Raw genomic sequence first — 20,794 nt, forward strand, 5'->3', positions numbered from 1 at the left:
AATTGAGTTTTGGAAGCCTGCGCCAGTGGCATTGGGTCAGCTCGGCCATTTGCCTGGTGGGAATGCTGTTGTTTGCCGTAACAGGTATCACGCTCAATCATGCCCATCAAATTCCCGCGCAAAAGACGTCTACCAATCTTGAAGGCACCCTCGACGCCGAAATACTTAACCACCTGGTGCAGCCAGAAACCGATAGCGGCCCTTTGCCTCGTGAACTCAGGTTAGAAATTCGCCGTACTATAGGCGTCTATATCTCCAACGCCGTTGAAGCTGAGTGGTATGAGGACGAGATCTACGTCCCTTTGCCTCGTCCAGGTGGAGACGCCTGGATGAGTGTTGATCTGGAAACGGGCGATGTTGTCTATGAGGAAACCAGCCGAGGTGTTATCGCGTATCTCAATGACCTTCATAAAGGGCGCAATACTGGCGTAGCCTGGAGCTGGTTTATTGATGTTTTTGCGGTGGCTTGCGTGGTGTTCTCGGTCACGGGCCTGTGGCTCTTGATTCGACTACAGAAAACACGCCCCGGCACATGGCCTGCCGTTGCCTTTGGCGTATTGGCTCCACTGATTATTATTATTTTATTTGTTCACTGAATGGCAAAAGGACGCTGTACCCTTATGAACCTAAGTAAACGTTTTTTCCCTTTGGCTTTATTAACTGGCGCTTGTGCCCCGTTAATGGCCACTGAATTGACAGTTGATATCGAAATTCCAGAAATGGATGTTGCCGAATACCACCGCCCTTATGTGGCGATTTGGCTGCAGAACAAAGACAGTAAAGCCGTCACCAACGGCGCTGTTTGGTATCAGATTGACGACGACGGTGAAGGCGAAAAATGGCTGAAAGACATGCGCTTGTGGTGGCGTCGAAGCGGTCGTTCGCTGGAAATGCCCATCGATGGCGTCACCGGCCCGACTCGTAAGCCCGGCATCTACCAAGTCGACCTCAGCCACCTGACCGAGGAGCTAGAGCCAGGACAATACGAGCTCTATATAGAGGCCTCTCGCGAGGTGGGCGGCCGCGAGCTTTTGAATGTTGATTTTGATTGGCCGGTAAAAAAAGCGCAGACGTTAAGTGCGCAAGGCGAAACAGAACTGGGCAAATTAACTGTTACTTTTAACCCTTAATAAACCACAGGAGTTGGTTATGAAATTTAAAAAATCACTGGCTATTCTCATGGCATTAGCCTTACCCATGGCGGCCGAAGCGCACCGTTTTTGGGTTTTGCCTGCCGCAACCGTTTTGTCTGGTGACGACCCTTGGGTGACAGTGGATGCTGCGGTCTCGAACGATATTTTCTACTTCAACCATTTTCCTCTTAAGGCTCATTTTTTGACCGTTGTTAAGCCTGGCAGATCAAACGGCGAAATGCTGAATGTGAGCGAAGGCAAACACCGCACGACCTTTGATTTAAACTTGACGGAAGAGGGCACCTATAAGGTGTTAATGGATTCCAGTGGTTTGCGTGCCAGCTGGGAAACCGAAGACGGTCAACGCAAATTCTGGCCCGGCCGTGGCGAGAAGCCCGAGCCAGGTGACTTTGAAAAGAAAGTACCTAAGCAAGCCAAAAACTTAAAGGTGAGCCACTCATCCACCAAGCTTGAAGCCTTTATTACCGCCGGCAAGCCCACCGATACCGTGCTGGCCTTGAACAATCAAGGCCTCGAGATGAAAGCCTCAATTCACCCTAACGATTTATTTACCGGCGAAGCGGTAGAGCTGCAATTTTTCATGGATGGTGATGCCGTAGAAGGCGTTGAGCTGGTGATTATTCCTGACGGCATGCGTTACCGTGACTCGCAAGAGGCCATTGAGCTGACCACAGACTCCAACGGCAAAGTAAGCGTTGAATGGCCTCACGCGGGCCGCTATTGGTTAGAAGCTGAGTACGAGGACGACAAAGCCAAAGCGCCGGCCACAACGCGTAGCGGCAAATACATTGCTACTTTAGAAGTTCTTCCCCAGTAAGCGAATGGCTGAGTTAGAACGCATAGCGCTGGCAGTAATGCTGGCGCTTTTGTTTTTATTATTCACCTGGTTTTCGTTTCACCGCCATCACAAGCGCAATGGCGCGCCTGATAGCAAAACCATGGGTGATCTTGTAGTGGCCTACGCCAGTCAAAGTGGGCGGGCTCACGCCTTGGCCGAGCAGTGTGCTAACGGCTTTTCTGGTAAGGCCAGCCTTCTCAGTCTTAACCAATTAACACCACAGCATTTATCGCAAATAAAAACGCTGTTGGTTTTTGCCAGCACTTACGGCGAGGGCGAGGCGCCGGATAACGGAGCATTATTCGAAAAGGCCTTGCAACCCAAAAGCGGCAAAGAGTTTGATATAAAGCCCTTTCAGTTTGCGGTGATTGCGTTAGGCGATTCTTATTACACGGATTTCTGTTCGTTTGGTTATAGAATTCACAGCGAGCTGGAAAAACGTTTAGCCAAGCCATTAATGGAATGCATCACACTAGATGCCAGCGCCCCTGAACAAGAACATACAGCTTTGCTGCAGGTGCAGAAATTAGTGCAAGACCTGGGCGGAGAATTTTATGCTGACAAGGCCGAAAAAAACGTTATCGCTAAGCGCTACACGGTTAGTTTACAGTCGCGTAAACACCTAAATAAAAACAGTCCGGGCGCGGGGTTGTACTGGTTAGAACTTAGCAGTACAAACGCTTTGCACTACAGTGCGGGAGACATTGCTGAGGTTTTTCCTCGACAGAATCTTTCCGCTTGCCACGCGCAGCTGACGGCAATGGGTATTACTGTAAAAAAACGTGTCACCGTTAACGGTCAGTCACTGCCAGTATTGAACTGGCTGGCATCACGTCAGTGGCCGCTGCCCGAAAAACCAGAACAGTCAACGGTGCAGCAATGGTTGCAGAGTCTGCCTGAAGTTGCGCCCCGTCAATACACCATCGCCAACGCCTTTAAAAAAGGCAGCCTAGAATTAGTCGTGCGGCAAAACATTAATGAGCAAGGCGAGCTGGGTTTGGCGTCCGGTTGGTTAACCGAACAGCTGGAAGAGGGTGCAGAGTTGGATATTGCCATCCGCGACAATCAGGAGTTTCATACCCCACCTGCAGAACAGCCATTGATTTTAATCGGCAATGGTTCAGGTATCGCCGGGTTGCGCGCTCATTTGCAGCACCGCTCAAACACCGGAGGTGAACCTTGCTGGTTGCTTTATGGCGAGCGCAACGCTAAGGCAGACCGTCCATTCGCTAAGGAAGTAACCGAGCTGCAGACGTACGGCGTTATTCAGCAGCTGGATTTGGTGTTCTCGCGCAATGGTGAGCAATCGGAATACGTGCAGGATCGTTTGCGTCAGCGCAGCGATTTACTGCTGCAGTGGCTAGAACGCAATGCGTGTATTTATGTCTGCGGAAGCCGCAAGGGTATGGGCCAGGGCGTTCACGATGCATTGCAAGCTCTGGTTGGTGAAGAGCGCTTGCAGCAGTTGCAAGCTCAAGGTCGTTACCGGCGCGATGTCTATTAGGGCCAGTATGGCTAAGAGGTTGTTATGAATCTTCAAAAGAAGCGCAGACAACTTCTTCGCACAGGTTTATGCTGCTTTTGGGCGGGGCTTGGTGCACTAAGCGCTCCTAAGGCGTTGGTGCAGCCGAGCCAGACCATCGAAAAAGACAGTGTGTTTATTACAGGTTCAGAGTATTACCACACCAAAGAGTTTACGTTCCCGGGCCCAGAAGGTCAGGCTGCGTACAAGGTAAGTGTGGCTTGGCCTAAAGGTGATGTGCCCGAGGGCGGTTTTGCATCTGTGTACGCTCTGGATGGTATTGCCGTGGCTGGGATTTTGTCTGAGCCATTGTTAAAAGTCTTGGCCGAAGCTGGCGGTCCCGCCATTGTTGCGCTAGGTCACGATGTGAATAAACGCTTTGCTTCCATAGAGCGGACTTACGATTACACCCCACCGAACGCGGAACAACAACCGGTTGCGGACCCTATGGGGCGAGCGGGGGGGCATGCGCCCGAATACTACCGTTTGCTGGTGAACACATTCATTCCCAAGATTGAAAAAATCGCACCGCTTAACTCTCAGCAGCGAACGTTATGGGGGCACTCGTATGGTGGCTTATTTGCCTTGTGGAGTGCATTTTTCGGCACCGATGCATTTAACCGAGTAGTGGCTGCAAGCCCTGCGCTTTGGTGGAACAGTGGTGAATTTTTAAGCCAGCTTAATACTCAACTGACTACAGGGGTAACACCTAACGTACAGTTGGATGTCCACTATGGCAGTGCCGAACGAGAAGAGTCCAGCAAACACAAAAAGCGCAGTAACAATGCGGCAGTAAACAACATGATTCGCGTGCGCGAGAGTGTACCTGCCAGTGCCTATACGGAGTTTTTACAACACTTAAGAACCGTCGGCGTGACAGGCAAGAACTTGGTGTTTGACGGCTTGAGCCACGGGGCGACTTTTCCACACTCATTTACATTGGTGGTCAAAGGGAATAACGAGTAGCGCCACTAACTGCGACACAAATAAGGGCTTTCACTCTGTATAATTAGCAGCACCATAACGCTTTGACGGTGAAGTGCCTTAAGATACGAATTAAGCTGTATTGCCTTAGCTTGACCATTCAATCGGGCAGGGCAGAAGGCAATAGCCTGTATGGGGCGGTACCATTAAGAGACAGCCGGGTGTAATACCGCTGATTTTTAAGCGCTCGTCCACCGCCTGCTGACAAAGCAACTCGTCTCTGCAGGCAGTGTGGTTCGCGCAATAAAATTTAAGTGTCGTAAACCTGATCTTTCAACGACAACACGCGAGCTTGAACGGCCTCGGAGGTATCATCGGTAATCACCAAGTGGCCCAACTTACGACCAGGTCGAACCGATTTGTTGTACCAGTCCAGTGCCGCATTATCTTTTAACTGCGACATTTGATTAAGCTCTACACCCAACAGATTCAGCATGCCCGCAGCGCCCTTTAATTGCGTTGCACCCAAAGGCCAACCGGCGATGGCTCGCATGTGATTCTGAAACTGACTGGCAACGCCGCAGTGCATAGTCCAGTGGCCGCTGTTGTGAACACGTGGCGCCAGTTCGTTTACCCATAGCTCATCTTTGGTCACAAAACATTCCATGGCCAGCACACCCACGTAATCAAGCTTTTCCAAAATTCGTTGAATGCTGGACTGCCCCAATTCCGTAAGCGCTTGAGATAGGTTCGGGGCAGGGGATACCGAGTGCAACAAGATGCCATTGTCGTGCACATTTTCAGTGGCCGGATAAAAACGCACTTCGCCGTTTCGGGCGCGTGCCGCAATAAAAGAAACCTCGCGGTCGAACTTCATAAACGGCTCGGCCACATAAGGCACAGCACCATCCGACTGAGGTTCAAAATGCGCGTTTTTTATAAACTTTTTTACATCTTCGTCGTTGTATAAACGCCACTGGGCTTTGCCGTCATAGCCTTGCTCGGTGTGTTTTAACACCATGGGGAAGCCTAGCTCAGTTACCGCTGTTTGCAGATCTTCTGCCGCGCCCACACTTACAAACGGTGTGTGCGATACCTCGCAATCAATCAGCAGTTGCTTTTCACGGCGGCGGTTTTGACAATGGTAAATTGCAGTCGGGTTAGGGTGCACACTGCAATGTTCGGCCAATTTTGTTAACGGCTCTAAGGAACACTGCTCACGCTCTACCGTGACCACATCCGGCTCACCTGCGGCCTTGAATAAAGCATCGGCGGTTGAGTAATCTTCCACCGCTATTATGTTGCCCAGCCCGGTTACCGGGGCCGTATCCTCATTGTTCTCCGATAAAAAGCTGAAGCTCATGCCCATGGGGATACCCGCCAGGGCCATCATCCTTGCCAGCTGGCCACAGCCAAGAATGGCAACGTGCATTATTCTACCTCCACCGGAACAGAGTCCGTTTGGCGCTCGCGCCACGCAATAAAACGCTTGCTCAGCTCGGCATCTCCCAAAGCTAGAATTTGCGCTGCCATAACACCGGCATTAGCGGCGCCAGCCTCACCAATAGCCTGAGTGGCAACCGCAACACCCTTGGGCATTTGCACAATAGAGAGCAGGCTGTCTAAACCTTTTAACTGGCGACTAGACACAGGCACAGCCACAACAGGAATATGCGTCATTGCAGCCGTCATACCGGGCAGATGGGCTGCACCGCCAGCACCAGCAATAATCACCTGGATTCCGCGGTCGGGCGCTTGCTCGGCGAATTCACACAGGCGCTGTGGTGTGCGGTGCGCAGAAACCACACGGGTTTCGTAAGCAACGCCCAGCTCATCCAATACTTCGGCGGCCAAACGCATAGTCGGCCAGTCGGAACGGGAGCCCATAATGATGCTGACAACGGGATCTTGCATATATAACCTCGAAATGGCGAGAAACTGTAACAATAAGAAAAACCGCGCATTTTACCGGAATACGTACAGATAATCCTAATTTTTCGCCGAAAGCTCATACCATCTAGACTCGGTAAACGGGTAGAACACTGTCATAACAATATAGGCAGGCTCAAAAAAGGATTGTGCCCAATAACTTTATTTAACATAATATACATTATGCGCATATTGCATTTAGCCGTATGCTAGCGTCAATGGTGCTTTATGTACTCCAGAAATCGCCGACAATTTTCTTAGGTTGGGTTGCGCAAGGCTTCGGCGATTCACTTGAGCTCGACAACGCACAGCCGGTTCTACTCTCCAAAAGTCCCATCAAGTTCAGGTTTTACTTCCCAATAAATAATATCGTCTCCGCTTCCGCGTTCATTTTTGTAATTCGTTGTAATTGGTAACCACCGGATACAGGTTGAAACTGGCTTCGAGGGATATGCATAACCTATGCGTTATCCTCGCTCAATGAATTTTAATGGATATCCAACGAGGGAATACAAATGCAACTGATGGATCATAAAAACGCCAATCCAAAAGATGTTTGCTTAGACATCGTATCTCGCTTAGATCAACACTGGAACGTTGACTTAGCTGCCATTCTGTCAAATGAGGCCATGAGTGAAACGGAACGACTGAAAAGATTGCGAGCGGTTATGCTGGAAGCTGCGCTCTCACATGTTGATCTTTTTAAGTCAGAGGCTGGAGTGCCCCTAGATTCTAAGGACTACGATAATTTAACCAATAAGATTTTAGCGGAAGATGATATAGAGCTAGAGCCAAATGTCAGCGTTACCAGAAAAAATTTCGATATTATTCGCGGTTACGAAGGACAGAAAGTTTACGATTATGTCTTTACTCTTAGTAAACGGCTCGAAGCAATGTCGAAATCTACCACCCCAGGACAACTGGCGGTAGAAACCGTATCGAGTTCATTATTCACGGTGGGAACGGCTTGGGGAAAGTTAACCTGGAATGCTTGGCGAGGTGGAGAAACTCTACTTCAAGCCACTCGTACAGGAATTACATCACTTGGAATGAAAACAGCTATCACGGTAATTATCATTGTTCTGGCGGCTGTTCTTTTGTATTTATTTTTACAGAACCCTAAAAAAATCCTTGGTGTAATTTACAACGACACTGATGATATGCTCGAAGTAAAAAACTGGGCCAGCAAATCTGGCAACCTACATATGGAGCATGGAGAAATGAAAAACTTCATGTCTGATTATGCAACAGGAGACCTAGATTCACCCAAGGTTCAGATTAGAAGTCGAAATTCGTTTTCACCCGGCAGCCCAGACCCTGATGACGTAATCTGGGGAGGGCTTTACTTTGCGGACCGAAATTTCGGATTGCGAGGTTCTGAAGGTGTTATGGTTTTCAGCTCTACTACGTCCCCATTGATGATTGCGCATCAATTTGCCGTTCCATATGTCAACGACAACGGTACCTACATGCAAGTTCTTGATAATCAACCTGCCGACCTTAGTCGTCTTTTTCGAGAGATGTATGATAAGCGCCAGACTCGTTTTGACCAAACATCCAGCGGGTTACGCATGACCTCTACTGTAAATGACGCCAGAGGCGGTGTTGTAGCTGCAATAGGAACTTTTAGCAAGGCTTAACTCTGCCGTCAAAGACGACAGCACACACCCCCTTTTTTAAGAGGTTGTGTGCTATTTTCTGAAGCAAATAGAATAGGGACTTTTGAGTAAGAAATATTAGCATTGAGGTCGTTATCACAGAATAACAGTACACTTCTGACAGCCAAAAAATCCGTCTAATTAACATGATTACGGATTGCTTTTCCCCTACCTTCAGGTGTGCAATGCCTTAATCAGGACAGGCTCGGTGCCCCCCCCCCCCATTTTAAACAGCTGTAAAAGTAGAGGGTTGTGCGGCCTGTGGTAGCCACCTTGCAAGAGTTTATGGTCTATTTTTCGGTATAACCGTATTGCAGTGCGAGTGCCCTTCCATACCATTAAGTTAATTGAATATCTCAACGACGCCACGGCCTTACTTCAGGAGAGGGGCTAAATTGTGCTCATTACTTAACTTAACCCTACAGTAATTGACCTGTTGTAAACGACTGCATAGCCTTTCACTACGCTAGGCGGGACACTTAACCTGCGATAACCATTCTATAAACAAGATTTTAAGAATAAGGAAAATAAATGTTAGCCATTATCCGAAATGCGTCTGCTATCACGCTCTTAATGTACTTTACTTTGAGCTCTGCATTGGCCGTTGCCGCGACAGAGCCAGATTTTGACATAGAGTCGGACCTGTTGCTGTTGCAATTTGACAGTAAAACTGATGTGGACGACCTGCACACCATTGCGGCTGTTGCCAGCGTATTGAGATTACCGCAATTCGATTCCATCCAATACCATGCTGTCGCGGGCGCTTATGGTGATCAAAATGGACTCTATGTCCCCTCCCCTGAACTGTTTAAGGCCGCTTTCGCCGACCAATGGTCAGATGCACACAATCAATATGAAAAGACACTGCAGCATGTGACAAGCTTGGTGTCAGAAACCTTAAATGCCGGCGGTGACGTTTGGGTTGTTGAAGCCGGGCAATCAAACTTTTCGGCTGATTGGGTCGCTAATGTCGCCCCTGAAGCAGCCAAAAACCGAGTGCATGTTATTCAGCACAGCAATTGGAATGAAGAGCAAACCAACCCTGCAGATTTAGCTTTTGTGAAAAAACAGACGGATTATCAGAAAATCCCTGATGGTAATGCAGTGGGTAACGGTACACCGGGATTCAAATCGAACAATATGCCGGATATTTCGCGTTTTATTACCAGCCCTGAGTTACGCAAGGTGTGGGATATCGCCATAGAAAAGGCAAACTATTATAACGGGTTAAATGGCCGCTACGACAATGATGCCATATCGGCAGGAGGGTTGGATTTTTCTGATACCGTCGAGCTTTGCTGGATTCTTGGGTTACCAAAACAAATGGATGTTGAATCATTTTTCTTGATGTTTAGTGATAGTAAATCCGACGCTCAATAGCCAATACAGTCGAGCGATTATTAGTAAACAACCCCACTTTCAAAGCAGCAAACCCTACTGGTTTGAACTTTGAGGGTGGTACAGTAGAATTATGCATGCTAAATTATTGATCTTACTTGTTTTTATGCTGGTGTAATGAAGCGCTTAAAGCTGTTGCTAATTCTCATCTCTTTTCTCGCGCCGCTGGTTTCAGCGGCGCCCGACGTTGGCACGCCAACAGAAAACCACCATCCACTTGAAACTCATAGTCAGACACTCACGAGCGAATACAACACCATTGATCGGCACATAGATCAGCATATAGATCAGTGCGACCAGTGCTGTCACGGTCACTGCTCACACTTAACACCTATCGCATATACCTTTTCACTGCCTGAGCGCAGCACCAAAAGCGTCTTTTCCTCTCTGCTTATTGGCGTATTGTCACGAATCCCCTACCCCATAGATCGCCCCCCTATTGCTTAATCCTTAAATTGCTCAATTTAACGGCACTACTCGAGCAGTAGCGCTAGACAAGCAAGAAAGGATTAATTCTATGAAGAAGTACTGCTTTATTTCGGCAGGCCGCTTAAGCAGCCTGCTGGGTTTTATTATGGCCATAGTAAGCGGGGTGCCAACCGTACAAGCCCTGACCTTGGCCGAAGCAAGTGAAAAAGCCTTACGGGCTAATCCAGATTTACAGGTATTTGAATACCGAAATAAACACGCCATGGCGCAAGCCGAAACTGCCAGCTTGAGACCCGCGTACAACATTGGCCTGGAGGCTGAAAACTTTGCCGGAACTGGAGAGTTTTCAGGCTTTGATGGGGGCGAATACACGTTAAGTTTAAGCTCAACTATTGAGCTTGGAGGTAAAAGAGACGCCCGCCTACAAGCGGCAGACAGCCGTATTGCACAGCTGCAATACCAGCGTCAGGCTCAATCTCTAGCGTTATTAGGCGAAGTAAATCGAGCGTTTATTCAACTCTTAGCGTTACAAGAGAAGCAAAAAATCAACTTGCAAAAGGTAGATTTGGCTGAAGCTTCGCAGGCTTTAGTCAGTCGTCGAGTCAATAGCGGCGCCGCTCCTGAAGCTGAAAGACTACGTGCACAAGCTGTATTGGCCGAGGCACGGCTCCAGGTTGAAGCAACGAACGCCGCACTGGAGCGTCAGCAGTTTTTTTTAGCGAACTTCTGGGGCGGTACAGCCGATGAAGTGGGAGACGTAAGCGGCCAGCTGTATCAATTCGCTCAACCAGAAAACTTTGTAGAACTTTGGAAACAACTTGAATCCGCTCCTGTTGGCCAACAATTAGCTGCAAACATACGCTGGCAGGAAGCTGAACTGGCACGAGCAAAAAGTAACGCCAGTAGCGACCTAAACTGGACTCTGGGTGTTAAACAAATGCCAGTCAGTGACGATACCGCATTAGTGGCAGGGATTTCTATGCCGCTGTTCAGCGCTAGTCGAGCTAAAAGCTCAATTAACGCTGCCCTGGCGGCAAGAGATATTGCGGGCAGCGAACAGAGTAGCGCCCTCTTACAGCTCCGGCAACGCCTCTATTCTGCCTGGAGCCAACAGCGAGAGTACTCCAAACGTGCGACAACTTTACGCCAGCAAATAATTCCCGCGCTGAAGGAAGCCGCTAAGCAAACAAAACAGGCCTATCAAAGTGGCCGTTATAGCTATGTTGACTGGGTGAGCTCTCAGCGAGAACTCTATTACGCCGAAATAAATGCGATAGACGCGGCTGCAGAAGCGCTGGCCAATCAGATTCTCATTGAGCAGCTGACCGCACAAACCTACGCCAGCCCATCAACTTCGAACAAAACAAAGGATTAAGCTATGTTGATACGAATTTTATTCTGTATGGTTTTTATCCCATTATCATTTTGGGCCAATGCTTCAAATAACCATGAAAACTCCTCCACAGATAGCACAGAAATCTCTGAGGAGATAGCCGAGCGCTCTGGAATAATAGCCAAAGCGGCAAGCAGCGGAAACGTTGAGCGCCACATACAGGTATTTGGAAGTTTAAGAACCCCACCCCACAGCTTGGCTCAGGTTAGCGCACGGTTTTCAGGTTTGGTAAAAAGTGTGTCCGTTAATGTTGGTGACGCAGTAGAACAAGGCTCTCAGTTAGCGATGATTGAGTCTAATGACAGCCTTCAAGACTATCCTATCAAAGCTCCACTCACAGGTCGTATACAAGAGCGCAACATCAATCCCGGCGAAATAACGGGTGTAGAACCGTTATTTACCATTATCAATAACGACACATTATGGGCGGAGTTGCAGGTTTTCCCCTCGCAGCGTTATGAAATTAAACCTGGGCAATCTGTGCACATAGGACATAACAACCATAAACATAAGGGAACCATACATCATATATTGCCTGGTCCTGAGGGAGCACCTTACGTTATTGCGCGAGTCTTACTGGAAAATAATAATGACGATTTGTCACCCGGCGATATGGTAAATGCGCAAATTAATGTAGAAGTTTTGCAGGCGGAGGTTGTGGTTGAAGCACAGGCTTTACAGGAATTTGAAGGCGGTACGGTCGTATTTATACAGCAGGGCCAAAACTATTATGCTCGCCCGGTTAAAGTCGGAGTAAATGATGGTCAGTATGCACAAATCACAGACGGTCTTTCAGCGGGCGAACGCTATGTTGCCGTCAATAGTTACTTAGTAAAAGCGGATATCAAAAAATCCGGCGCAGCACACAGCCACTGAGGAGCCACAAATGTTAAATGCCATCGTGCACTTTAGTGTACAAAAAAGGTATTGGGTATTAACTTTGGTGTTGGCTCTTGTGTGTACAGGATATTGGAGCTACCAGCGTTTAAATATTGATGCCGTCCCCGACATTACCAATGTACAAGTACAAATCAATACAGAGGCCCCAGGGTTTTCACCACTGGAAGCAGAACAACGTATTACCTTTATCGTAGAAACCGCTCTTTATGGCTTACCTCAACTTGACTATACGCGCTCCCTGTCTCGTTATGGGCTCTCTCAAGTTACGGTGGTTTTTGAAGAGGGAACGGATATATATCATGCGCGAAATTTGATTGACGAACGGTTAGCGTCAATTAAAACCCAGCTTCCCCCAGGGTTAGACCCTGTTATGGGCCCGTTAGCGACAGGACTTGGGGAAATTTTCACTTACACCTTAAGTGCTGATCCACAAGCGGTTCAAGAAAATGGTCAACCCTACGACGCTATGGCTTTACGAGAGCTACAGGATTGGGTCATTAAGCCTCAGCTTGCTCAGGTTCCAGGAGTGGTGGAAATAAACACTATCGGGGGGTACGACAAGCAATATCAGGTTCAACCAGATCCCCTCTTATTACTGCAACATGGCGTAACTCTGGCACAACTACTCGCGTCCCTAGAAAGTAATAACGCCAATACAGGTGCAGGCTACATTGAAAAGTACGGACAACAGTTTTTGGTTCGCGCCGAAGGCCAACTAAAAACCATAGAGGATATTGAAAATATCATCATCCTAAATCAGGATAATTCACCGGTAAGAGTGAAAGATGTAGCACAGGTCATTATCGGAAAAGAATTACGTACAGGCGCTGCAACACAAAATGGGCTGGAAACAGTCATGGGCACCGCCATGATGCTGGTCGGTGAAAACTCTCGCTCAATCGCCCAACAACTTGCTGCGAAACTTACGGTTGCACAAGATTCACTGCCAAAGGGCGTTAAAGCCGAAAGTGTGTATGATCGAACGACTCTTGTAGACAAAACCATCAAGACAGTACAAACCAACCTGCTTGAAGGTGCGCTTCTGGTTGTTGTCGTGCTATTTGTATTATTGGGTAACATACGCGCAGCCTTAATTACGGCCGCTGTTATTCCGCTATCCATGATGGCAACCATCAGCGGCATGGTTCAAGCCGGTGTGTCAGCCAACTTAATGAGTTTAGGTGCGCTAGATTTCGGATTAATCGTCGATGGCACTGTCATTATTGTTGAAAACTGTGTTCGGCGTTTATCTTTAGCGCAGCGCGATAGCGGCACCACGCCTCAACTAAAACAACGCCTGGCACTGGTTTACGAAGCAACCATTGAAGTTGTCCGCCCTAGCCTATTTGGGGTGGCCATAATCACACTGGTTTATTTACCTATATTTAGCCTCAGTGGTGTTGAAGGAAAGATGTTTCATCCTATGGCCGCCACTGTGGTAATGGCTCTACTCGCTGCCATGGTTATTTCCATAACCTTAGTTCCTGCGGCGGTTGCCGTTTTTCTAAAAGGCAAAATAAGCGAAAAAGAAAACGTTCTAATTAAAGGTGCAAACCGTATTTACGTTCCGCTACTGGAACAAGCTCTGAAAGGGAGAGCAGTTGTTCTTGCTTTAGCTGGGGTATTAGTAACCACCTGCATATGGTTAATGACAACCCTGGGATCTGAGTTTGTACCTCAACTTGATGAAGGAGATATCGCCTTACATGCCTTGCGAATCCCCGGTACAGGTTTAGAGCAATCCATTAAGATGCAAATCACTCTTGAAAATCGACTAATGGAGTTCCCGGAAGTCAATAGAGTTTTCTCTAAAATTGGAACGCCTGAGGTCGCCACTGACCCAATGCCCCCCAATGTGGCCGACACCTTTATCATGTTGAATCCACGTGATGAATGGCCTGCCCCTAACCGTAGCAAAGAAGATCTAATATCCTCGATTGAAAAAGCGTTACAAGAACTTCCGGGCAACAACTATGAGTTCACACAACCTATTGAAATGAGATTTAATGAACTGATTTCAGGGGTTAGAGCTGATGTCGGCATAAAGATTTTTGGTGACGACTTAACCGTTTTGCGTAATACGGCACAAAGAGTTTCAGCAATAGTTGCCGAGACTCAAGGTGCGGCCGATGTACGCGTAGAGCAAGTTGACGGCTTACCTATGCTGACAATTATACCCAAACGTGATCTTCTTGCTCGCTATGGACTTAACGTACAACAACTGCAAGACATGGTTGCGACCGCCGTCGGTGGAAGTCAGGCCGGACTGATATATGAAGGTGATCGTCGATTTAAGTTAACTGTACGCCTGAGCGATGAAATCCGTAACCATTTACCCAGGCTTCTCGCCTTACCAATACCTATACGGCAAGGTGGCTATGTTCCATTAAGTGAAATCGCTAAAATTCAAAAAGCTCCTGCTCCAGCGCAAATCAGCCGAGAGAACGGCAAACGCCGTATTGTGGTAACGGCCAATGTACGCGATAGAGATTTAGGCAGCTTTGTTACTGAGCTGAAAAAGAAAATACCCTTGCAGGCAGAAATACCAAGTGGTTATTGGCTGGATTATGGCGGCACTTTTGAACAATTAGAATCTGCAAGCCAACGTTTAACCTGGGTGGTTCCATTAACTCTAGTGGGTATTTTAGCAATATTGGTTATCGCTTTTGGCTCCTTGAAGGATTCACTCATTATTTTTACAGGGGTTCCGCTAGCGCTTACTGGAGGCGTCTTAGCCTTATGGTTTCGAGACATGCCGCTTTCTATATCTGCAGGCGTAGGCTTTATTGCCCTTTCCGGTATAGCTGTGCTGAATGGATTGGTCATGCTGACGTTTATTCGCGAGCTTAGAGTTTCAGGTGAAACTCTTTGGAATGCGGTAGTAAACGGAGCCCAGACTCGCTTAAGACCCGTGCTTATGACGGCTTTGGTGGCAAGCCTTGGCTTTATACCTATGGCGCTGAATACAGGCACCGGTGCTGAAGTCCAAAGGCCCTTAGCAACCGTCGTAATTGGTGGAATTATTTCTTCTACCCTATTAACACTTGTTGTTTTACCCGTTCTTTACCACTGGTTACATAATGTAAAGCACTCTGAACCCTGAAGGGCATAACTGATATCAAAGCTGGTGCAGCTTGGCTGCACCAGTGAACGCCTACTCCTTCATTAACATCCGCCATTTTGGTCAGGCTGGCTCACAAAGGCTGTCAGAATCCAAATATTTCCGTACATCAACCCTATCAATTTGCTCTGGAGGCAAAAACCGTTTTGCGTACTCCACGTACACGCCACTGGTTAAAAACAGCTCAAACGTATCTTTGTCCACATGCCTGTCTTGCACCATTTTAAATAAAATATCCATCGCAACGCTGACAGTTTTCGCCTTTTTATAGGGACGGTCCGAGGCCGTGAGCGCCTCAAAGATATCAGCAACAATCAATATTTTATCAGGAACGGTTAACTCCTCAGCGCGTAAACCTCGGGGGTACCCCTCACCATTCATTGCTTCGTGATGGGTTGATGCGTAGCGCGGTACTCGTTTTAATTCTGGCGGGAAAGGCAGTCGATCCAGCATTCTAATTGTACTGATGATGTGCTCATTTATTTTGAATCGATCCTCAGCATTTAACGTTCCTCGAGATACCGACAGATTATAAATTTCACCTAAATTATAGAGATTTTCCGGAACTTGCATGGTGATACCAAAGTGGGCCGGGTATTCGGTTTTCCGAGCACGAGGAATGATATGTTCTATTTTGTCCGCCAACAGTTTTTCAAGGACTGGAAGCTCCCTTCCCTCACGTGGGGTCAATTGGTTTAACCTACGCTCTTCAGCGGGTGACAAGCCCAGCCGGTCATCAAAATGCCTCAGCCAATTAGCAGCACCAATACGTTTTATACGATCAACCGCCGAGCGGTCTAAATACTCGCCGCCCACATTACATTGCGCAATAAACCTAAAGTCTTCTTGTAGGGTATTTTGACTCTTTATAAGCTCTGCTTTTAATTTTACTTCATCTTGTGGCGCTACCTTCAACTTACGTTCGTAGTTCAGCTCTGCATCGCGCCAAAGCACTTCAAAACGCATTCTCACTTCATGGATACGGTTGTAAATCGTTTCGAGTTTACTGCCTTTGTCTACAATATGCTCAGGTGTGGTGATTTTCCCGCAATCATGAAGCCAGGCGGCTATTTTAAACTCTCGATGCTCATCTTCATTATTGAAGCGAAAACGTTCAAACGCCGGGTGATTAGAGCGATGAGCCGCATCAGCCAACATCAAACCTAACTCCGGTACACGAGCACAATGCCCTCCTGTATAAGGGGACTTTTCGTCGATCGCTTCTGCAATCAACTGGATAAAAGAGTCCATCAAAGAGCGCTGCTGCTCTTCGTGCTTCTGAATAGCCTCTGCCATATCCACCATTGACTGGGACAACTCATGCAGCTCGTTAATGCGCGAGGGGCAATAGCTCACTTGATCATATTGACGCTGCTTTACTTTTTCGCTTTTATCAAATAACTGACGTATAGGGCGTACGACGGGGATTGAACTGAACCAACAGGCCGGCAGCAGTAGCAGTAGAAATAAACCCGTCACCAGCAATGAAATTTTGATTCTACTTAAGCTTCCCTGGAGAATTTCCCGAGCCGGGATAACCGCCGCAAAATAGTCAGTGTCATCTTCTTGAGGGAGAAGCTTGTCAACAAATACAAAATGTCGCTCCCCTTTTAGGTGTACTGATTGCATAGTTCCAAGTTGCTGGGGCGCGCCGAGCATGTCAAGCAAAACTTTGTAGGGCACCACGGATAAATTTCGTTCACTGTCATCCGCTTTAAACCAACGATTTTCAAGCTGAGCGAGATGCTCAGGGGTTAAGCTATCCAGAGCTCGGTTAAGAAGCGGAACGAGGGGCTCTAATCGTGGCGAGGCCAGCAAATGTAAGCTTTCAGATATTGTGTGGCCCGAGGCTGGTAACGTCGGACCAATCTGTATGTTTTCAATAAAGTGTTCACGAGCGTTATAGCGCAATATCACTTGCGCATCTATAGTCGCATAGACGCGCTTCTCACTCACCGCCCTCAAGGCCTCTTTGGTGGAAGCCACGTCCACCAATATAATTTCAGGGTGGTGTTGAGAGAGCACATCATACAACGACCAGCCCTCAGGTATTGCTACGGTTTTTCCAGCTAGCTGAGCCAGCGACATCACGGGAGGATTCTCTACATGGGACACGGCGCTGTATGGAATCTTGAGTAATGCTTTGCTCCTTGGCCCGAGCTGACGATTACTTTCGCTCCCTTGTAAGGGTTGAATCAGATCTATCTCCCCCTCTTTAAATTTACCCATAAGTTCAGGCCAGGAATAACCATTAATAAACTGAATAGGCAAATCAAGGCTCTTTGCCATTAAACGAATAATGTCCACAGCATAGCCTTTGGGCTCACCCGCAACCGAAAAATCAATAGGTGGCCAATCCGTTTCATTAGACACTTTTAGTGCGCCTAGCGAACGAATGTATTCACGCTCATCGTTCGTTAACGGTAAAGGAGTAATATTTAGGTCTTCTCGATAGTAGTCGGCCAGTTGATTTGATGCGATAACCGTTCCCTGATTATCGTAGACAAAGACTTCACTGCCTTTGCCCAGTGAGTTTTCTTTCAGGTAGGTGGAAAAAGACTGCAGTGTTACGTCGATACCAAGCACGGCCTCACTGTTAGGTATTTTTATAGAAAATGTATTACCTGGATCTTGAGTGTATTGAAACATATACGGAGCGGAACGTTGGGCCTGATGCTTAGCGTTAGTGAACCACATTCTCTGGCGTACATCGTAGCTAGTGGACTCTGTGCGAGAGTGGCGAGTTCGAAGATTTTGGTCTACAAACTCCAGCCTTCTAACTCTTTTGCCTTGCTGCTCAAAAACCCGATTTATGACCCAGCGGTCTTCGGCTTGAGCTTGTAGCTGACTACGGATTTTAGGGCTGTTATTCAGATTGATAACTTCATAAAAGTCTCCGCTGGGAAACCCTACATAAATGCTGAAAAAAATGTTGTTACTCAACATCACTTCAGCAAATAAGTCGCGCATACTCACCTGATCGGTCTCGGGCTCCAACAAGGCCGGGTACCGCGAGATCAGACGGGTTAGCTGAATACCCCGACGCTCTTCCTCCTCAATGAACTGGCTCGTGCTTAGAGCGGCAAGTTGATACTTATTTACTGTGGCCTCAATAGCCATGGTACGAGTAAAGTAATATTGCAGCACAATCGCCAAAAACGCCGTTAACAGCATCGTCATAGCGACGGTAGATACCACAAGAGTACGTATAGAGATACGAAAAGGTTTATGAGTCGGGTCGTGGGGCACGGCGGGTGTCCTTTTTGGCCGTTGTTTAACCTCAGACTATATACCCTGCGGATATAGATGCCAAATAGAGCCCTCTAATTAACCCCCTCAATGAAATAGTACCCAAGTTACCGCTGCAGATATTTCCGATGCCAAAGGCCCACTACATTGTGCCCTCAATCAGGAGCTACAGATTTTGTTATCGATAAAAAATAGCGCATAGAAGTGACCTTTTCATCCATAAAAATATGAGAACGTTAAAGCCTTCAATCGCAACTTAATAATACACGCGTGTTTTTGCTATGCAGGCTGCCCCGAAACAACGCCATTGAAATGCTCCCAGGGCTCTGAAAACCACTAACACCTTGAAACAAGCGCTGCTTCATTTTTGTTATTAGCACAAAGTTTATAATTTCAATTCGTAAAAAATGCGATCAAAGCAACCATTTTTTGTGATCACATTCGCTTTATTTTCCGTCCTGGCACCTCACCCGAAAACGCCCCCTCGATATACTTTTTAGTGCTGTATCGAATCTCGTTTGACTGAAACAATCACAATAAAAGCAAACGCCTCAGCTCGGTACCATCCCGGTCAAAACTGTTTGTGCAGCAAAAAAACCAGCGGGCAAATGATTGCCTGGTGTCTGGTGAACGTCAAAAATAAATGAAATAAGGAGACAACGCCAAATGAAGTTTTCAACAATGAAAAAGCTCAGCGCAGTGGCGGTGCTGGGCGCGAGCCTGAGTTACTTACCTTTGACCAATGCCCAAACGGCCAGTTGTACCTATGCCGTTACCAACGACTGGGGCGCGGGTGCAACGGCGAATATCGTCATCACCAATACGGGTACCACATCCATTAACGGGTGGAATGTAAGCTGGGAGTATCAGTCAAACACCGTGAGCAATCTGTGGAATGCGAGTTTGAGTGGCTCTAACCCCTACTCGGCGTCTAATTTAAGCTGGAACAGCAGTATTCAGCCTGGCCAGAGCATAAGTTTTGGGATGCAGGTTAATGCCCCCAATGGGGTAGAAACCGTTGCGGTGACGGGCGATATCTGCGACGCGGCAAGCTCATCGTCCAGCAGCTCTTCGGTATCCAGCTCCAGTAGTTCGTCCGTAAGCTCCAGCAGCTCATCAAGCTCAAGCAGTTCAAGCAGCGGCAATAGTTTAACCGCCGTTGAGCTGACCGGTGAAATGGGTGTGGGGTGGAACCTGGGCAATACCCTGGACGCCATTGGCGGTGAGACGGCCTGGGGCAACCCGGAAACCACACAGGCATTGATTGATTCGGTGGCGAACGCCGGCTTTAAAACCATTCGCGTGCCTGTGGCCTGGAGTAAGTTTTCCGACCCTGCAAATTTTGTGATCGAGCAAAGCTGGATGAATCGCGTAGAAGAAGTGGTGAACTACGCGCTCAATGCCGACTTGTATGTGGTTATGAACATTCATTGGGATGAGGGCTGGATGCAACCCACCTACGCCCAACAAGAGTATGTGAATAATCGCCTGGCCATTATGTGGGAGCAAATTGCGACCCATTTTGAGGGTTACGATGATCGCCTGCTATTTGCTGGTACCAATGAAGTGATGGTCGAGGGCGATTATGGCACGCCCACCGAGGAGTATTACACCGTACAAAATAGCTTTAACCAAACGTTTGTGGATACAGTGCGGGCAACCGGTGGTAATAACGCTGACCGTTATATTGTGGTTCAGGGGTTTAACACCAATATTGATCACACGATCAATTTTGCCGAGATCCCCACCGACCCGACGACGGATCGCTTGTTGATGGAAGTGCATTACTACGACCCTTACAATTTCACCTTAAACCAAAGCAGCAACATCACCCAGTGGGGCTCAATTGCCACTGACCCGAATGCGACTGAAACCTGGGCTAACGAATCATTCGTTGATTATCAGTTCAGCCGCATGCAAACACACTTTGTGAATCAAGGTATTGGCGTTATTTTGGGTGAATACGGGGTAATCTCCCGCCAGAATGTGTCGGGCCACGAGGTGTATCGCAATTACTGGAACGAGTACATTACCCAGTCGGCGGTAGACCACCAGTTGGTACCTGTGTATTGGGATAACGGCTACGCCGGTAACGGCGGTTTTGCGCTGTTTGATCGCTACAGTGGCGCCGAGATAGAGCCAGATTTGATCGACGCCATCACCAGCGCGATCGAATAATTACGTTCACTGCGGGCGGCGTAACGCTGCCCGCAGTGTCGAAACATAAAACTTTCTTAATCGTTTTAGACGTTGACTTAATGGCTTTGCCCTAAGTGGAT

The 20,794-nt window shown here is 47.8% G+C and carries 15 protein-coding genes; 12 read left to right on the forward strand and 3 right to left on the reverse strand.

Annotated elements, in window-relative coordinates:
• Window positions 1-2: 2 nt before the first annotated feature.
• From D568_RS0110465 to D568_RS21130, 5 genes are read left to right on the forward strand one after another with little or no spacing between them, the layout of a single operon-like run.
• Entirely contained in the window at window positions 3-596 is a 594-nt protein-coding gene (locus tag D568_RS0110465; RefSeq protein WP_020209553.1) for a PepSY-associated TM helix domain-containing protein, read from the forward strand.
• A 24-nt stretch (window positions 597-620) separates the two neighbouring features.
• A complete protein-coding gene (locus D568_RS0110470) occupies window positions 621-1,130 on the forward strand; it encodes a DUF2271 domain-containing protein (RefSeq protein WP_020209554.1) in 510 nt (169 codons plus the stop codon).
• 19 nt (window positions 1,131-1,149) lie between these two features.
• Entirely contained in the window at window positions 1,150-1,971 is an 822-nt protein-coding gene (locus D568_RS0110475; protein WP_020209555.1) for a DUF4198 domain-containing protein, read from the forward strand.
• 4 nt (window positions 1,972-1,975) lie between these two features.
• Window positions 1,976-3,496: a sulfite reductase subunit alpha gene (locus D568_RS19910; RefSeq protein ID WP_020209556.1), complete on the forward strand. Its 1,521-nt coding sequence runs from the start codon at window positions 1,976-1,978 to the stop codon at window positions 3,494-3,496.
• 24 nt (window positions 3,497-3,520) lie between these two features.
• On the forward strand, window positions 3,521-4,480 hold the full coding sequence (locus D568_RS21130) for an alpha/beta hydrolase (RefSeq protein ID WP_020209557.1): 960 nt from the start codon (window positions 3,521-3,523) through the stop codon (window positions 4,478-4,480).
• Window positions 4,481-4,748: 268 nt separating this feature from the next.
• On the opposite strand, the gene D568_RS0110490 is transcribed toward D568_RS21130, so the two are convergent.
• Entirely contained in the window at window positions 4,749-5,870 is a 1,122-nt protein-coding gene (locus D568_RS0110490; RefSeq protein WP_020209558.1) for a 5-(carboxyamino)imidazole ribonucleotide synthase, read from the reverse strand.
• On the reverse strand, window positions 5,870-6,352 hold the full coding sequence (purE, locus tag D568_RS0110495; protein WP_020209559.1) for a 5-(carboxyamino)imidazole ribonucleotide mutase: 483 nt from the start codon (window positions 6,350-6,352) through the stop codon (window positions 5,870-5,872). The genes D568_RS0110490 and purE overlap by 1 nt, the downstream gene beginning before the upstream one ends.
• A 530-nt stretch (window positions 6,353-6,882) precedes the next feature.
• On the opposite strand from purE, the gene D568_RS0110500 reads away from it, so the two are divergent.
• The 6 genes from D568_RS0110500 (at window position 6,883) to D568_RS0110520 (ending at window position 15,248) form a co-directional block, all read left to right on the forward strand.
• Window positions 6,883-8,007 carry a hypothetical protein gene (locus tag D568_RS0110500; protein WP_020209560.1) on the forward strand — a complete coding sequence of 375 codons (1,125 nt, stop codon included), beginning with the start codon at window positions 6,883-6,885 and terminating at the stop codon, window positions 8,005-8,007.
• 549 nt (window positions 8,008-8,556) lie between these two features.
• A complete protein-coding gene (locus D568_RS0110505; protein WP_020209561.1) occupies window positions 8,557-9,405 on the forward strand; it encodes a hypothetical protein in 849 nt (282 codons plus the stop codon).
• 135 nt (window positions 9,406-9,540) lie between these two features.
• Window positions 9,541-9,870, forward strand: a complete 330-nt coding sequence (locus tag D568_RS21680; RefSeq protein WP_157497819.1) for a hypothetical protein — start codon at window positions 9,541-9,543, stop codon at window positions 9,868-9,870.
• A gap of 70 nt (window positions 9,871-9,940) precedes the next feature.
• Window positions 9,941-11,227 carry a TolC family protein gene (locus tag D568_RS19925; protein ID WP_020209562.1) on the forward strand — a complete coding sequence of 429 codons (1,287 nt, stop codon included), beginning with the start codon at window positions 9,941-9,943 and terminating at the stop codon, window positions 11,225-11,227.
• Between the two features lie 3 nt (window positions 11,228-11,230).
• Window positions 11,231-12,121 (forward strand): efflux RND transporter periplasmic adaptor subunit, encoded by an 891-nt coding sequence (locus D568_RS19930; protein ID WP_020209563.1) that lies wholly within the window; start codon window positions 11,231-11,233, stop codon window positions 12,119-12,121.
• 10 nt (window positions 12,122-12,131) lie between these two features.
• Entirely contained in the window at window positions 12,132-15,248 is a 3,117-nt protein-coding gene (locus D568_RS0110520) for an efflux RND transporter permease subunit (protein WP_020209564.1), read from the forward strand.
• Between the two features lie 81 nt (window positions 15,249-15,329).
• On the opposite strand, the gene D568_RS0110525 is transcribed toward D568_RS0110520, so the two are convergent.
• The gene (locus D568_RS0110525; RefSeq protein ID WP_245551628.1) at window positions 15,330-17,852 is read right to left on the reverse strand and encodes an HD domain-containing phosphohydrolase; all 2,523 of its coding nucleotides are present in this window, start codon (window positions 17,850-17,852) and stop codon (window positions 15,330-15,332) included.
• 1,329 nt (window positions 17,853-19,181) lie between these two features.
• On the opposite strand from D568_RS0110525, the gene D568_RS0110530 reads away from it, so the two are divergent.
• Complete coding sequence (locus D568_RS0110530; RefSeq protein ID WP_026286979.1) at window positions 19,182-20,693, forward strand: cellulase family glycosylhydrolase; 1,512 nt, start codon at window positions 19,182-19,184, stop codon at window positions 20,691-20,693.
• Window positions 20,694-20,794 lie beyond the last annotated feature (101 nt).

The sequence above is a fragment of the Gilvimarinus chinensis DSM 19667 genome (genome assembly GCF_000377745.1).
Lineage (GTDB): Bacteria > Pseudomonadota > Gammaproteobacteria > Pseudomonadales > Cellvibrionaceae > Gilvimarinus > Gilvimarinus chinensis.

Coding starts and splice junctions, on each gene's coding strand:
- D568_RS0110470 (WP_020209554.1), top strand. CDS start 621: ATGAACCTAAGTAAACGTTTTTTCCCTTTGGCTTTATTAACTGGCGCT.
- D568_RS0110475 (WP_020209555.1), top strand. CDS start 1,150: ATGAAATTTAAAAAATCACTGGCTATTCTCATGGCATTAGCCTTACCC.
- D568_RS19910 (WP_020209556.1), top strand. CDS start 1,976: ATGGCTGAGTTAGAACGCATAGCGCTGGCAGTAATGCTGGCGCTTTTG.
- D568_RS21130 (WP_020209557.1), top strand. CDS start 3,521: ATGAATCTTCAAAAGAAGCGCAGACAACTTCTTCGCACAGGTTTATGC.
- D568_RS0110490 (WP_020209558.1), bottom strand. CDS start 5,870: ATGCACGTTGCCATTCTTGGCTGTGGCCAGCTGGCAAGGATGATGGCC.
- purE (WP_020209559.1), bottom strand. CDS start 6,352: ATGCAAGATCCCGTTGTCAGCATCATTATGGGCTCCCGTTCCGACTGG.
- D568_RS0110500 (WP_020209560.1), top strand. CDS start 6,883: ATGCAACTGATGGATCATAAAAACGCCAATCCAAAAGATGTTTGCTTA.
- D568_RS0110505 (WP_020209561.1), top strand. CDS start 8,557: ATGTTAGCCATTATCCGAAATGCGTCTGCTATCACGCTCTTAATGTAC.
- D568_RS21680 (WP_157497819.1), top strand. CDS start 9,541: ATGAAGCGCTTAAAGCTGTTGCTAATTCTCATCTCTTTTCTCGCGCCG.
- D568_RS19925 (WP_020209562.1), top strand. CDS start 9,941: ATGAAGAAGTACTGCTTTATTTCGGCAGGCCGCTTAAGCAGCCTGCTG.
- D568_RS19930 (WP_020209563.1), top strand. CDS start 11,231: ATGTTGATACGAATTTTATTCTGTATGGTTTTTATCCCATTATCATTT.
- D568_RS0110520 (WP_020209564.1), top strand. CDS start 12,132: ATGTTAAATGCCATCGTGCACTTTAGTGTACAAAAAAGGTATTGGGTA.
- D568_RS0110530 (WP_026286979.1), top strand. CDS start 19,182: ATGAAGTTTTCAACAATGAAAAAGCTCAGCGCAGTGGCGGTGCTGGGC.